This window comes from Micromonospora siamensis (genome assembly GCF_900090305.1).
Lineage (GTDB): Bacteria > Actinomycetota > Actinomycetes > Mycobacteriales > Micromonosporaceae > Micromonospora > Micromonospora siamensis.
Genome location: NZ_LT607751.1, coordinates 1,194,110 through 1,208,236, shown reverse-complemented (window position 1 = coordinate 1,208,236; position 14,127 = coordinate 1,194,110). Strand labels below are relative to the sequence as shown.

14 protein-coding genes are annotated in these 14,127 nt (G+C 75.2%); 9 read left to right on the top strand and 5 right to left on the bottom strand.

What is annotated here, in order from left to right:
* Positions 1-9: 9 nt before the first annotated feature.
* A complete protein-coding gene (gene eccD / locus GA0074704_RS05685) occupies positions 10-1,407 on the top strand; it encodes a type VII secretion integral membrane protein EccD (protein WP_088969523.1) in 1,398 nt (465 codons plus the stop codon).
* Here the strand turns inward: eccD and GA0074704_RS05680 are convergent.
* Positions 1,391-2,563, bottom strand: coding sequence for a type VII secretion protein EccE (locus tag GA0074704_RS05680; protein WP_088969522.1), 1,173 nt, complete (start codon positions 2,561-2,563; stop codon positions 1,391-1,393). The genes eccD and GA0074704_RS05680 overlap by 17 nt on opposite strands.
* 165 nt (positions 2,564-2,728) lie before the next feature.
* Here GA0074704_RS05680 and eccB point away from each other — a divergent pair, with 165 nt between their 5' ends.
* The 8 genes from eccB (at position 2,729) to GA0074704_RS05635 (ending at position 10,044) form a co-directional block, all read left to right on the top strand.
* Positions 2,729-4,207, top strand: a complete 1,479-nt coding sequence (gene eccB, locus GA0074704_RS05675) for a type VII secretion protein EccB (protein ID WP_088969521.1) — start codon at positions 2,729-2,731, stop codon at positions 4,205-4,207.
* A gap of 129 nt (positions 4,208-4,336) precedes the next feature.
* A complete protein-coding gene (locus tag GA0074704_RS05670) occupies positions 4,337-4,705 on the top strand; it encodes a hypothetical protein (RefSeq protein WP_088969520.1) in 369 nt (122 codons plus the stop codon).
* Positions 4,698-6,107 (top strand): WXG100 family type VII secretion target, encoded by a 1,410-nt coding sequence (locus GA0074704_RS05665; protein ID WP_088969519.1) that lies wholly within the window; start codon positions 4,698-4,700, stop codon positions 6,105-6,107. The genes GA0074704_RS05670 and GA0074704_RS05665 overlap by 8 nt, the downstream gene beginning before the upstream one ends.
* Positions 6,108-6,318: 211 nt before the next feature.
* Positions 6,319-6,762 carry a hypothetical protein gene (locus tag GA0074704_RS05660; RefSeq protein ID WP_088969518.1) on the top strand — a complete coding sequence of 148 codons (444 nt, stop codon included), beginning with the start codon at positions 6,319-6,321 and terminating at the stop codon, positions 6,760-6,762.
* 143 nt (positions 6,763-6,905) lie between these two features.
* Positions 6,906-7,742: a hypothetical protein gene (locus tag GA0074704_RS05655; protein ID WP_088973473.1), complete on the top strand. Its 837-nt coding sequence runs from the start codon at positions 6,906-6,908 to the stop codon at positions 7,740-7,742.
* Positions 7,743-7,880: 138 nt separating this feature from the next.
* Positions 7,881-8,213, top strand: coding sequence for a DUF1232 domain-containing protein (locus GA0074704_RS05650; RefSeq protein ID WP_088969517.1), 333 nt, complete (start codon positions 7,881-7,883; stop codon positions 8,211-8,213).
* 50 nt (positions 8,214-8,263) lie between these two features.
* Positions 8,264-8,686 carry a pyridoxamine 5'-phosphate oxidase family protein gene (locus tag GA0074704_RS05645; RefSeq protein WP_088969516.1) on the top strand — a complete coding sequence of 141 codons (423 nt, stop codon included), beginning with the start codon at positions 8,264-8,266 and terminating at the stop codon, positions 8,684-8,686.
* A gap of 674 nt (positions 8,687-9,360) precedes the next feature.
* Positions 9,361-10,044, top strand: coding sequence for a C39 family peptidase (locus GA0074704_RS05635; RefSeq protein ID WP_088969514.1), 684 nt, complete (start codon positions 9,361-9,363; stop codon positions 10,042-10,044).
* Here GA0074704_RS05635 and GA0074704_RS05630 read toward each other — a convergent pair.
* From GA0074704_RS05630 to GA0074704_RS05615, 4 genes are all read right to left on the bottom strand, one after another.
* A complete protein-coding gene (locus GA0074704_RS05630; RefSeq protein ID WP_088969513.1) occupies positions 10,032-11,204 on the bottom strand; it encodes a M20 family metallopeptidase in 1,173 nt (390 codons plus the stop codon). The genes GA0074704_RS05635 and GA0074704_RS05630 overlap by 13 nt on opposite strands.
* The gene (locus GA0074704_RS05625; RefSeq protein ID WP_088969512.1) at positions 11,204-11,998 is read right to left on the bottom strand and encodes an amino acid ABC transporter ATP-binding protein; all 795 of its coding nucleotides are present in this window, start codon (positions 11,996-11,998) and stop codon (positions 11,204-11,206) included. The genes GA0074704_RS05630 and GA0074704_RS05625 overlap by 1 nt, the downstream gene beginning before the upstream one ends.
* On the bottom strand, positions 11,995-12,849 hold the full coding sequence (locus tag GA0074704_RS05620) for an amino acid ABC transporter permease (protein WP_088969511.1): 855 nt from the start codon (positions 12,847-12,849) through the stop codon (positions 11,995-11,997). The genes GA0074704_RS05625 and GA0074704_RS05620 overlap by 4 nt, the downstream gene beginning before the upstream one ends.
* A 153-nt stretch (positions 12,850-13,002) precedes the next feature.
* The gene (locus tag GA0074704_RS05615) at positions 13,003-13,947 is read right to left on the bottom strand and encodes a transporter substrate-binding domain-containing protein (RefSeq protein ID WP_088969510.1); all 945 of its coding nucleotides are present in this window, start codon (positions 13,945-13,947) and stop codon (positions 13,003-13,005) included.
* Positions 13,948-14,127: the final 180 nt, after the last annotated feature.

The following is a 14,127-nucleotide window of genomic DNA, read 5'->3' as shown; positions in this document are numbered from 1 at the left end:
GAGGCCACAGTGGCGACGAAGACCGCGACCGGCGGGCTGAGCCGGATCACCGTCGTGGCGCCGCGGACCAGGATGGACCTCGCCCTGCCGTCGGACGTGCCGCTGGCCGACCTGCTGCCCACGCTGCTCCGCTACGCCGGCGAGGACCTGGCCGACGAGGGGGTCCGGCACGGCGGGTGGAGCCTGGCCCGGCTCGGGGGCCCACCGCTCGACGGCGGGCGTACGCCCACCCAGCTCGGCGTCCGCGACGGCGAGGTGCTCTACTTCAACCCCCGCGCGGCCGCCGCCCCCGAGATCGTCTTCGACGACGTGGTGGACGCGGTGGCCACCGCCACCAACCAGCGGCCCGGCGCCTGGCAGGTCGCCACCACCCGCTCCTTCTCGGTGCTCTTCGCCGGTGTGACCCTGGCCGCCGGCGCGACGGCGACGCTCTTCGCCGGCCCGCCGCAGCTGCCCGGGGCACTGGCCGCGCTGCTGGTCGCGGTCGCCCTGCTGGTGGGCGCCGCGGTGCTGTCCCGGGCCGCCGGGGACAGCCGGACCGGCGCCCTGCTCGGCCTTGCCGGCACCGGTTTCGCGGCCGTCGGCGGCCTGCTGGTGCTGGCCGGCGACCGCACCCTGGCCGAGCTGGCCAGCCCGCACGTCCTGCTCGCCGCGACGGCGGTGGCGGTCTTCGGCGCGCTGGCCGCGCTGGCGGTCGGTGACCGGCTGCCGCTCTTCGTCGGGGCCACCTCGGTGGGCGCGGCGGTGGCCCTGGGCGCGGTGGCCTGCCTGGTGTTCGGGGCGAGCCCCGCAGCCGCGGCGGCGATCGTGGCGACGGTGGCGTTCGGCACCCTGCCGATGCTGCCGATGGCCGCGTACCGGCTGGCCCGGCTGCCGGTGCCGTCCATCCCGACCGGCCCGGACGACCTGAAGACCGACGCGGAGACGGTGGACGGCCGGCAGGTGCTGCGGCTCAGCGAACGCGCCGACCAGTTCCTGACCGGTCTGCTGTGGACGGTGTCACTGCTGGTGCTCGGCGGTGAGCTGGTGTTGGCCGTGGACGGGCGGCTGCCGGCCGTGCTGCTCTGCCTGGTGCTTGCCGTGCTGTCGCTGCTGCGGGCCCGGCCGTTCGTCGGCCGCGCCCAGCGCACCCCGGTCCTGCTCGCCGGCACCGCCGGCCTGGTGCTGGCCGGGTGGGCCACGTTCACCGCCGGCGGCCTGGGCACCCGGCTCGGCGTGGTGCTGGGCGGGCTGCTGCTCGCCGGGGTGGTCAGCCTGATCTACGGGCTGACCGTGGCCGGCAAGCCGATCTCCCCGCTCTGGGGCCGGATGCTGGACATCGTCGAGATCCTGGTGATCGTCGCGCTGGTGCCGCTGGCCGTCTGGGTCTGCGGCCTGTACGGCTGGATCGTCAACCTGCGGCCCTGACCGTCGCCGGCGACGGGGCGGCCACCGGAGCGGTGGCGTAGACCCCGGGGGCGTGCTGCCCGTCCAGCGGCCGGGTCGGCGCACCGGCCCGACGGGCCACCTCGCGTACCGCCTTGACCAGGGCGTCCACGTGGTTGTCGGTGGCGGCCACCCGCAGCAGGGGCTGGATCCGCTGCCCGCCCGGCGGCACCGTCGCGGCGACCGTGTGCGACGGCGCGGAGGTCGCCGTCACGGCGTCCACCAGGCCAGCCAGGGGTGTGCCCGGCCGGGTCCGCAGGGCCAGGCAACGCTGGGTCCAGCCGCCGCCGCGTAGCCCCGTCCAGGTCTCCGCCGGGGGCTCCGGCGCCAGGTCCAGGCCGGCCGCGGAGACCACCGCCGCGCGCAGCTCGTCCCGGCCGAGCACCCGGTGCGGCAGGCCCGCCGCGGTGAGCGCCTTGCCCAGCCGACCGACCCCGGCCGCCACGGTGCGGTGCACGCCGCGCAGCCCGCCACCCCGGCTGACCGACTCCGCCCGGGCGTCGGCCACCGAGAGCCGCAACGCCACCCAGACCGTACGGTGCGCCGCCGGTGGGCCGCCGGGCACCGGATACCAGACCAGGGTGTGCGACACCACCTGGGTGGCGGTGACCGGTCCGCTGAACTCGGCGAGCACCCGCAGCGCCCGGTCCACCGCCGACGCCTCCACCGAACCGCCCCCGGCGTCCGCCCGGCCCACCAGGGCCAGCGCGGCGAAGAAGCCCCGGGCGTCCTGCCCGACGCCGAGCCGGGTGCCCCGCTCGGTCAGCTCGACCACGGTCAGCTCCGGCGCCAGCGCGGCCAGCCGGACGTCCTCCGTGCCGCCGGCCAGCGCGGCCCGGGCACCCTGCCGGCGTCGCCGCAGGCTCCGGCGCAGCAGCAGGTCCTCGTACCACCAGCGGCCACCCCGACGGGCGAAGGTGGCCAGCACCCCCGACGCGGCCAGCACCCCGACCAGGCCGAGCAGCCAGCCCGGACCGCCGAGGGCCAGCCCGGCGGCGAGCGCGCAGAGCTCGACCGCCACCAGCTGCCCCACCACGACCGGGCCGATCCGCCCCCGGGCCCGCCGGGCGGCGGCCGGCGCCGGAAGGTCGGCGGTGGCGGTGGTCGTACCGCCGGGCGGCACCTGGACCTGCATCATCGCTGGGCGTCCTCTCTGGACGGGGCGGGTGGTCCGCCGGTGCTGTCGCCGCCGGGGACGGGCAGGGGTCCCGATGACCCGCCTGCGGCCCCTTATCGTAGGGAAGCCCGCGACGCCGACGAGACCTTCGGTGCCGCGGATCCACCCCCCGGCCGGAGGTTACTCATGCGGACCCGCCGCGATCAGGTGCAGGCGTACCGGTTCGTCACCCGCCGCATCGTCTCGGCGGTGCTCTCCGGCGACCCGGAGACCAACAACCTGCCGATGCGCCGGCTCGGCCTGGCGGTCCTGGGCAGCGTGCTGGCCGCCGCCGTCGTGCTCGGCGGCGCCGGGGCGTACGGGCAGCTGACCGGCAACGCGGCCCCGCTCGACCCGGACACGCTGGTGATCGAGCGGGAGACCGGCGCGACGTACGTCTTCGTCGAGGGGCGGCTGCACCCGACGTTGAACTACGCCTCGGCCCGGCTGATCCTCGACAAGCCGGACGTCGAGGCGCGGACGATGTCCCGGGCGTCCATCGAGGACCAGCCACGTGGCCGTACGGTCGGCATCGTCGGCGCCCCGGACGACCTGCCGGACCCGAGGTCGCTGGTGAGTCTCCCCTGGTCGATCTGCGCGGTGCCCGACCCGACCGATCCCCGTCACCCGGCCACCCAGTTGCTGATCGACCGGCCGTTGCCGGGCGGCACCCCGCTCACCGACCGGGCGGTGCTGGCGACCGCCGGCGGGAAGCGTTACCTGCTCACCAACAACTCCCGCCTCCAGTTGGCCGGCGGTGAGGCGTCGGTGGCGGCGCTGGGCATCACCGGCACGACCACGCTGGACGTCGGCGACCAGCTGCTCAACGCGGTGCCGGCCGGGCCGGTGCTGAAGGCGCCGCAGGTCGACGGGGACGGCGAGCGCAGCGGGCTGGCGGTCGGAGACGCCCCGGCCAGGATCGGCCAGGTGTTCCGGGCGGCCGGCAGCCACTACCTACTGACCCGGGAGGGCCTGGTCTCGATCGGCGAGGTGACCGCGCTGCTGCTCCTCGGGGACGGCGGTCGGATCACCGACATCACCCCGGACCTCGCCGGCAAGTTGCTGGTCCGCAAGCCGCTGGAGGCACCGGGGATGCCCGCCCGGATGCCGGTGATGCAGCCGGCGCGGTCGGGCGAGACGGTGCTCTGCGCCACCTACCGGCAGGGTCCGGACGGCGGCCCGCCCCGCACGGCCGTGGAGGCGTTCGACCGTCCGCCGGCCGAGCTGACGCCGCCGAGCGACGAGGACCGGGCGGTCCGGCAGGGCACCCGTGACCAGGTGCGGACCGCCGACCGGGTGGTGCTCCCCGGGGGCAAGGGCGTCCTGGTCCGGGCCGCGGCGGGCTCCGGGGAGGGCGGCGAGCCGGCCGCCGGCTCGACCGTCTACCTGATCAGCTCGCAGGGGGTACGTCATCCGCTGGGCACCCGCGGTGGGGACGCGGTGGCCGCGCTGGGCTACGCCGGGGTGACCCCGCTGACCGTGCCGGCGTCGCTGCTCGCCCTCGTACCGACCGGCCCGACCCTGGACCGGGTGGCCGCCCAGACCTTCTTCGAGCCCTCGGGGCGTCGCTCGCCGGGGCCGGAGAGTCCCTCGTCCTCGGTCACTCCCGACGGCTCGGGTGGCTGACCGGAGCAGCCGCCGGACCGGGCGGCCGGACCGTCGGCATGCGACGGTCGACGGGTCGCACCGGTTGGTCCGGGTCGACTAACCTGAGCGCGGGCAACGGTTATCGACGATGACTACGGGGATGCAGCCATGACCGGGCGTACGACAGTCGACGTACTGTCCCTTGAGGACTTCAAGCAACGGTTGGCGGGCCGGCTGGCCGAGGCCGAGACCACGCTCAGGAAGCTCAGCGGTGGCGCGGGGCGCCCGCCGGCCCTCGGCCGGTTCGCCGACGCGGGCGACAACGCGGACCGCTACGGCGACGTGCTGGCGAACTACGTGGCGCAGGTCGACCGGCTCCGGCTCGCCGTGGCGGCGGCCGACGCGGCGACCGACACGATCATCGCCAACTACCGGACGACCGAGGAGCGCAACGCGGCCAACGCCGCCGAGATCATCGACGCGCTCAGCGGGGTGGACGAGGCGCTGGGCCGGGCCGGGGAGGATCAGCGTGTCTGACTACGCCAGCCGCTACCAGCACGCCAGCCACCGCGAGCTGTACGACGCCGTCAAGGCCGGCGACCCGGGGCAGGTGGAGACCCTGGCCGCCCAGTGGACCGCCGCCAAGGACATCGTCGACGGCCTCGCCCGGGAGCTGGGCGCCGACCTGAACAAGCTCGGCAACAGCTGGACGGGCACCGCCGCGCTGGAGTTCCAGGCCCGGCTGGGGCTGGTGGTCGACTACTCGCGGGCCCTCTCCGACGGCATGGCCGACGTGCATCGGGCGCTGTCGCTGATGTCCGGCCACCTGGCCACCGCCCAGCGGGAAGCCGAGAGCCCGGAGGCCACCGACGACAACGACCAGGCGGTCTCGGGCGCGGTCAAGGGTGGCGTGGTCTTCGGGGTGGCCGGCGCGGTGGTGGGCGGCCTGATGGGCCACGAGCAGGACAAGGCCGAGCAGGAGCGGGCCCGGCAGCGGATGGTGCAGGTGGTGGCCGAGCTGGCCGCCGGCTACGACACCTCCGCGTACGGTCGGATGCTCCCGCCCCCGCCGCCGCACCCGGAGATGCCCGGCAACCTCGGCGGGTCGACCGTGGGCGCGGCCGGGATCGGCGGGGTCGGCGGGGTCGGCTCGGTCTCCTCCCTGGGCAGCGGTTCGGGTGGCGGCGGCAGCCGCAGCGCCACCCCGACCGGCTCGGTCTCCGGGTTCTCCGCCACCGGCGGCACCGGTGGCGGCTCCCACCAGGGCAGCCACTCCGTCGGCGCGGTCCCGTCCGGCACGGCGGGCTCGGCCGTCGACCCGATCGGCGGTGTCGGCGGCGTGACCGGCGCCGAGCCCGGCGGCACCTCGCTCGCCGGTGTCCAGCCGGGTACGGGTTCCGGCCTGCTCACCGGCGGCTCCGGCCAGCCGGCCGGCACGGTCAGCGCCCCGTCCGGCGCTGGCAACGGCCTGCTCCTCGGGGGCGGCGCGGCGGCCACCGCGGTCGGCGGGGTGCTCGGCACCGGCGCGCTGGCGGGGTCGGCGCGGCCCGCGGCGACCATGCCCACCCGGGCGGGTGCCGGCGGCATCGGCGCGGAGGGTCGTTCGGCGGCTGGCAGCGGTCGGCTGGCGTCCGGCCGGGCCGGCGCGGGTCTCGGCGCCGAGGGCCGGTCCGCGGCCGGCAACGGCCGGCTCGCTTCCGGCCGGGCGGCGGGCGGCGGTACGGGTCGCTCGGGCGCGTTCGGTGGCGAGGCCAACCGGTCCGGGATGGGCGTCGGCAACGGCGGCCGCGCCGGGGCCGGGCGACCGGGTGTGCTCGGTGGGCGGGGCGCGCACGACGAGGACGAGACCGACGGGCGGCTCACCTGGCTGACCGAGGACGAGATGGTCTGGCAGGACGGCGAGGCCGCCGCCCCGCCGGTGCTCGGCACCGAACGCTGACCGACGACCCGAACTGCCTCGATGGCCCGCCCCGCACCCCGGGCGGGCCATCGCCCGCTCTCCCGCTGAACCGTTGCCGTCCCCGCGCCGCGCCCCGTCCCCGCGGGGCGCGACGATCCCGACCGGTCCACAGTGCTCCGAGTGAGGCCGGTCACGGTCCCGTCGACCTCGTCGAGCTGCGGTCGGCCGGACCGGACGATAGGTTGGAGCCGTGCTGCCCGTAGCGATCGCCCGCCCCCGCTGGCCGGCGACGCTCCGCTCTCTGCGCAGCATCACCCGGTTGGCGATCACCGCCCTGGTCCTCGCCGCCGGCCTCGGCGGCCCGATCGGTGCCGGCATCCCGATGACCACGACGGTCTCCCCGAGCTTCCAGACGGCCGCCGCCGCGGCTCTGTCCGCGGACGCGGGCGCGGCTCTGTCCGCGGCCCCGGCGCCGGCAGCCGCCCGGCCCGGCCCGGCCACCACCGTCGACCCGGCCACCACCGTCGACCGGTCCGGCTCCTTCGGGTCAGCCGTCGCGCACTCCGCGCCACCGGTCGTCCCGGCCGTCGGCCGGTCCGCCGGGGCCCGGGTGCCACACCTTCCGCCGGTCGGCGTGCCGTCGACCGATCCCGGCCGGGATTCCGTCGGCCGGCGGGGCCCGCCGCTCCGCTGAGCAGCGGCAACTTCCGCGCCGGCTCGGCCGCGCGGGACCGCCGCACCGGAACCGGTACGCCGCCACGCCGTGGCCTGTGTGCCGCGCCCGCCGAGCGGGTACCCGACCGTCCTCCACATCGTTCCCACCGTGAGGTGCTGGTGATGCAGACCGTGCTCTCCTCCGTCATGCTCGACGTCCCCCAGGCCGCCGTCATCTGGCTGGCCCTGCTCGTGGTCCCGGCGATCGCCGTGGCCGGGCTGGTCGTCCGACCGTCCCGCTTCCGTTCGGTGGTGGGTGGCCGGATTCGCCGCGCGGCCATGCCCAGCACGCTGGAGTTCGCGGCCGAGAAGCGGGAACGCGACCGGTACGCCGAGGAGATCGCGGTGGCCGCCGACCGGGCCGCCACCACCGCGGAGCGCCGCCGCGCCGAGTGGCTGGCCGCTCAGGACGAGGTCGAGGCGGCCTGGCAGGCCGCCCAGGCGGCGGAGGCGGGCGTCCGCCGGCTCGGCGCCGCCGCCGCCATGCCGCTGCCGCAGACCACCAGGACCCCAGCCGAGTACGTCGAGCGGGAGCGTTTCCTGCACCGGGTCGCCCGGGAGGCCCACGAGCGGCGGGAGCTCTCGGCGGAGCAGCTGGCCGACGCGCTCGCCCACCGCAACGGCTGGGACCCTCGGCTGCACCCGGTCGAGCAGGAGTTCATGCTGCGGCGGGCCGTGCTGGACAACCAGCTCGCCCGACACCGCAGGGCGCACGAGCGCGAGCAGGCCGCCTGGCGGGCCGCCGAACTGGCCGCCGCCGCCGCGCGCAGCCTCCGCCAGGAGGTCCAGCGGGCAGCCGGGCGTACGCCGGAAGCCGAGCCGGTGTCGCTCCTCGCCGACCTGCGGCGGGCGGCCGACGCCACCGCTGACCTGGGCCCGGCGGTCCGGCGGACGGTGGAGGGGAACACCCGGGACCTGACCCCGGTGGCCTCGGGCCGGGCCGCGGTCGCCGCCTGGTGACGGTCGGTCCGACCTCCCGGAGCACAGGCGCGGGTGGGCTGACCTTCCTGGGACCCGGCAGCCGGCGGGACTGGTCCGTCACCCCGGGGACTCGGCGGGCGACCGGCGGTGGCGGCCGGGCTCGGCTAGCGTGACGGTATGGACCGCACGTGGCTGCTGGTGATCGCCGGGGTGGTGCTGGCCGCCGCCCTGGTCGGCGCGGTGCTGCTCGCGGTCCGGGTGGTCCGCACCCGGCGGATGCTCGGCGCGCTCGGGGTGGGCGGCAAGGTGGCCTTCTACGGCGCGCTGATCTACACGATCTCCCCGGTGGACCTGCTCCCCGATCCGATCTACCTGGACGACCTGGGCGTGCTCGCCGGGGCGCTGATCTTCCTCACCCGGCTGGTCCACCGGCGCCGCGCCGAGGGGCGGCTGCCCGGCGGTCAGGACCTGCCGCCGCAGCCGGACCGGCTCCGCCGCCCCGTGCCATGATCGGGTCGGGCCGGACATCCGGCCGCTGACCTGAGGACAGGGGACGGAACATGGCGGGCGACCACCGGTTGGACCCACGGGACGAACGGGTCACCGCGTTCTTCCGGGCACGACACCTCGCCACGCTGACCACCCTGCGCGCCGACGGCACCCCGCACGTCGTACCGGTGGGGGTGACCTTCGACGCGGAGGCCGGGCTGGCCCGGGTGATCACCTCGGGCTCCTCGGCCAAGGCCCGCCACGTAGCGGCGGCCGGCCCGGACGGCACGCCGGTGGCGGTCTGCCAGGTCGACGGCCGGTGGTGGCTGACGGTGGAGGGGCGGGCGGTGCTCCGGACCGATCCGGAGGCGGTGGCCGAGGCCGAACGCCGGTACGCCGAGCGCTACCGGCAGCCCCGCCCGAACCCGCAGCGGGTGGTCATCGAGATCGCCGTCACCCGGCTGCTCGGCAGCCTCGCCCCGCTGCCCGACTGACCGCCCGCAGCCCTCCCCGCCGCCCGGCTGGCCGGCCACGACCCAGCTGGCCGGCCAACGGCCCGGCTGGTCGGCCAACGGCCCGGCTGGTCGGCTACGGCCCGTTGATCAAGAAGTTTTGGTCAGGAACCGGGCCTCGACGGGTCCAAAACTTCTTGATCAACGCGGCTAGGGCGAGGCCCTTTGCGCGCGTTGACCGAGGGATGGATGCCTCCCGGCCGCCTACCGACTTGAGAGCGCAGCTGGATCACGGAGATCACCGGTTGGGCGGTCGGGGCGTTCGTGTCCGGTTCGAAGCGGCCAGGAGGCGCCGGCCGAGCCGGTAAAGCACCCGCACTCCCCGCCGCCGACACCCGCACCGGTGAGTCGTCGGCGCTCTCAAGTCTGTAGGCGCGGAGCGACCCTCTCGGGTCAGGACGCCGCCAGCGCAACCCACCGGGCACCGGGCACCGGGCACCGGGCACCGGGCACCGGGCACCGGGCACCGGGCACCGGGCACCGGGCACCGGGCACCGGGCACCGGCGGAATCATCCTCCGGTGCTGGCCGTTGTGCCTCACCAATGGCGGCCGGACCCGGCTCGTCACGACCCTGCACGTCGAGCGCCCTTCCCGGTGCTTGTGCCCGCGCCCACGAACCCGGCCGGGCGGCAAACCCCCGAATGGAGCTTCGCGAATGAACCCGATCTTCCGTAACGGCATGCTCTCCGTCGCCGGCCTGCTGGTGTCCGGCGGCGTGCTCGCCGGACCGGCGGTGGCCGCGCAGGCCGCGCCCGCCACGGCCAAGCCGGTCACCGCGACCAAGGACGCCAAGAGCAGCAAGGACGCCAAGAGCAGCAAGGACGCCAAAAGCGGCAAGGGCGAGCGCCGCGCCGGCTACGAGTACCAGGCACAGCCGAACTTCTTCTATTGCGGCCCCGCCTCGACCCGGATCGCCCTGTCCGCCGAGGGCAGGGAGGTCAGCCAGGACGAGCTGGCCCGCAAGCTCGGCACCACCGAGAACGGCACCGACTCGGCGCTGGACATCACCCGGGTGCTCAACGAGTACACCGGCGGCAAGTACCGGACCACCGAGATCCGGGACGACGTGGCGACCCGCGAGCAGGTCGAGCGGCTGCGGGCCGACGTGCGGTCGGCGGTCGACCAGGGCCGGCCGGTGGTCGCCAACATCCTGGGCGGCGCACTCGACGTCGACGGCGTCGAGCACAGCTACCCGGGCCACTACCTGACCGTGGTGGAGTACAAGGACGACGGCGACACGGTGCTGATCGCCGACCCGGCCAGCCCGAACGAGCCGGAGTACTGGATGGACGTGACCGAGCTGGCCAACTGGATCGCCGGCCGCGGTTACAGCTCCTGACCCGGCCGGCACACCTCGTCGACCAGGCCGGCGAGCAGGGCGACGCGCGGCACCACCGAGTCCAGGTCCAGCCACTCGGCGGGGCTGTGGTCGTCCCCGCCGACCGGGCCGAGCCCGTCGAGCACGGCAGCGCCCGCCTCGGCGAGCAGGTTGGCGTCGGCACAGCCACCGGTCGCGGTGTGCGACACCGGCAGGCCGATGCCGGCGCCTACCTTGCCGGCCAGCTCGGTCAACCGCCGACCGCGGGCGCCGGGCTCCCAGGGCGGGGTGGGCGCGTGCACGGCCAGCTCGCCCCGGACCCCGGAGACCATCGGGGCGGCGACCAGCCGGCGGATCTCGGCCAGCGCCGCCTCGTACTCGCCGGTGCGCCAGGCGCGCAGGTCGATCAGGAGCCGGGCCCGGTCGGCGACCACGTTGGGCCGGCCACCGGCCTCCAGCAGGCCGACGTTGACGGTGACGCCGGGCCAGCGCCCGTTGAGGGCGTCCAGCGCGACGGTCAGCCGGGCCGCGGCGAGCAGCGCGTTGGCGCCCCGCTCCGGTTCGATGCCGGCGTGCGCGGCCCGGCCCCGCAGGGTCACCTCCAGGTCCGCGACGCCCTTGCGGGCGGAGACCAGGTCACCGTTGTCGCGGGCGCATTCCAGGCAGAGCGCCACGTCGGCCTCGGCCCCGAGGGTACGCAGCAGCGGGCGGCTGCCGGTCGACCCGATCTCCTCGTCCGGGGTGCAGACCAGCACCAGTTCGGCGTACCCGTCGAGGCCCAGCGCGGTGAGCACCTCGACGGCGGCGAGCCCGGCCAGCAGGCCGCCCTTGTCGTCGCTGACCCCCGGCCCGTACGCCCGGCCGTCCTGCACCCGGAACGGCCGGGCGGCGGCCGTGCCGGGTGGGAAGACCGTGTCCAGGTGACCGGCGAGCAGGATCCGGCGGGTGCCGCGACCCCGGTGCCGGGCGACCAGCACGTCACCGAGCGGCCGGCCGTCGGGGTCGGCGACCGCCTCCCGTTCGACCGCCATGCCGGCGGCCAGGCACCAGGTCTGCACCAGGTCGGCGGCGGCGCGCAGCCCCTCGACGTGGCCGGAGCCGGAGTCCACGGCGACCAGTCGGGCCAGCCGGTCGTGGTACGCAGCCAGCCGGTCCCCGGCCGCCGCCAGCAGCGGGCCCATCAGAGCACCTTGTCCAGGAACGCGCGGGTGCGGTCGTGCCGCGGGTTGCCCAGCACCTCGGCCGGCGGGCCGGCCTCGACCACCACCCCGCCGTCGAGGAAGGCGACGGAGTCGGCGACCTCGCGGGCGAAGCCCATCTCGTGGGTCACCACGATCATCGTCATGCCTTCGGCGGCGAGCCCCTTCATCACGTCCAGCACCTCACCGACCAGCTCCGGGTCGAGCGCGGAGGTGGGCTCGTCGAAGAGCATCAGCTTGGGGTGCATGGCCAGCGCCCGGGCGATCGCCACCCGCTGCTGCTGCCCGCCGGAGAGCTGCCCCGGATAGTTGCCGGCCTTGTCGGCCAGCCCGACCCGGTCCAGCAGCCGCATCGCCTCGTCCCGGGCCTTGTCGCGGGGCGTGCCGAGCACCCGTACCGGGGCCTCGACGACGTTGCCGAGCGCGGTGAGGTGCGGGAAGAGGTTGAACCGCTGGAAGACCATGCCGATGTCGCGGCGGCGGCGGGCCACCTCGCGGGCCTTGAGTTCGTGGAGCTTCCCGCCGTGGCGGCGGTAGCCGACCAGTTCCCCGTCGACGGAGAGCTGGCCGCCGTCGATCCGCTCCAGGTGGTTGATGCAGCGCAGGAACGTCGACTTGCCGGACCCGGAGGGGCCGAGCAGGCAGCTCACCTCGCCGGGGGCGACGTCGAGGTCGATGCCCTTGAGCACCTCGATCGGGCCGTACCGCTTGACCACGCCCTCGGCCCGGACCATCGGCCGGGTGGCGGTCACGGGGGTCTGCTCGGTGACGGTCATCGGACGCCTCCCCGGGCGAAGCCGCGGCCGAACCGCCGCTCGATCAGCCACTGGCCGGCGGAGAGCAGGCTCACCAGGGCCAGGTACCAGATCGCGGCGACGACCAGCAGCGGGATCACCTTGTAGTTGTTCTGGTAGACGGTCTGCACGGCGGTCATCAGGTCCCGGCCGGCGATGATCGAGACCAGCGCCGTGGACTTGAGCATGGTGATGGTCTCGTTGCCCATCGGCGGGATGATCACCCGCATGGCCTGGGGCAGCACCACCCGGCGCAGGGTGAGCGCGGGGCTCATGCCGAGGGCGGCGGCGGCCTCGGTCTGTCCGCCGTCGACGGCGAGGATGCCGCCGCGGATCACCTCGGCGGCGTACGCCATCTCGTTGAGGGACAGGGCCAGCACGGCGGCGACGGTGCCGGTGACCACGACGCTGGTCGGCTTGTCGAACAGGACGGTCCCGGTGAACGGCACGGTCAGGGTGAGCCTGGGGAAGAGCGCGCCGAGGAAGCCGAAGAAGATGATCTGGACCAGCAGCGGGGTGCCCCGGAAGACCCAGATGAACGCCCAGGAGACGCCGCGCAGCACGGGGTTGGCCGACAGCCGCATCACGGCGAGCAGCACGCCGCCGACGGTGCCGAGCACCATGGCGAGCAGGGTGAGCCAGAGCGTGGTGACCACGCCGTCGAGGACGTAGTCCTTGAACAGGTACTCCCGGACGGTGCCGGGTTCCAGGTTGGGGCTGTCGAACAGCGCCCGGAGGAAGAGGGCGGCCAGTCCGACCACGAGCAGCGCGGTCGCCCAGCGCCCGTAGTGCCGGACGGGGACCACCCGTACGGTGTCGGTGTCGCTCGTCATTGCGGTGCCTCCAGCGGCGGGGTCCGCGGCGTTGCGGAGCCCGCGGTCGCGAACGGAAACGGTGCGGCGGTCGCCGGGCGCCTCTCCGGGCCCGCCCTCACGGATGCGGAGGGCGCCCGGCGACCGCTGATCAGGGGTGGTGGTCCGCTCGGGTCAGTCGATGGCCTGGTCGATGGTGGCCTGCTTGATCGCGATCGGCTCCTGCTTCCACTGGGCCAGGATCTTGGTGTACGTGCCGTCGTCGATCAGGGACTGCACGGCGGCCCGGTACGCCTCGGCGAGCTCCTTGTTGGCCTTGAGGAAGCCGAAGCCGTTGGGGCTGGCCAGCCAGCCGTTGGGGGCGGAGGCGTCCTCGACCAGCTCGGCCCTGCCGGTCAGCGAGGCGGCGGTGTCGACCAGGTTGACCTTGGTGGCGGCGACCACGTCGACGTTGCCGGCGATCAGCGCCTGCACCGCCTGCGGGTTCTCCGGGTACTCCTTGATGTCGATGGCCTTGCCGGCGCAGCTGTCCTTGGCGTACGTGGCGAGGTTCTTCGCCTGGTTGCTGGCCTTCTGCACGGCGACCTTGCGCCCGCAGAGGTCGGCGACGGTCTTGACGGCGAGCGGGTTGCCGGTCTTGACGAGGAAGCCGGTGCCGGAGGCGGAGTAGTCGACGAAGGTGGCGACCTGCTGGCGTTCCTTCTTGTCGGTGATGCCGCCGGCGATGGCGTCGTACTTGGCGGCCTGGAGGCCGGGGACCAGGCCGTCGAAGGGCTGCTGGGTGAAGGTGGCCTTGAGGCCGAGCCGGGCGGAGGCGGCCTGGAACAGGTCGTAGTCGAGGCCCTTGAAGGCGTCGTTCTTGCCCTCGACCTTGAAGTCGATGAACGGCTGGTAGGGCGCGTTGGTGGCGACGGTGAGGGTGCCCCGGCCGCGGACGTCGGCGGGCACCTTGCCGGCGAGGGCGGTGTCGGTGGTGACCTCGCCGACCCCCTCGACGGTGACCGAGACCGGCTTGATCTCGTCGCCGGAGCCGGCGGTGGAGGAGGAGTCGCCGCAGGCGGCGGTGGTGGCGAGCAGCGCGGTGGCCGCGCCGAGCAGGGCGAAGTGTCGGATGCGCATGGGGTGTCCTTCCGGGGGCCAGAACGATCCAGCCCCCGGACTGTAACCCACGTTACGATTTCGATGGGGTTACAGTTTTCTGTAACGCACCGGCCCGCCGCCCGCCGCGGAACCAGGTCGTCACGCCGATGTAACAGAAGTTACTTCTAGACCAGTGAACTTAATGGATGTAACTTCTGT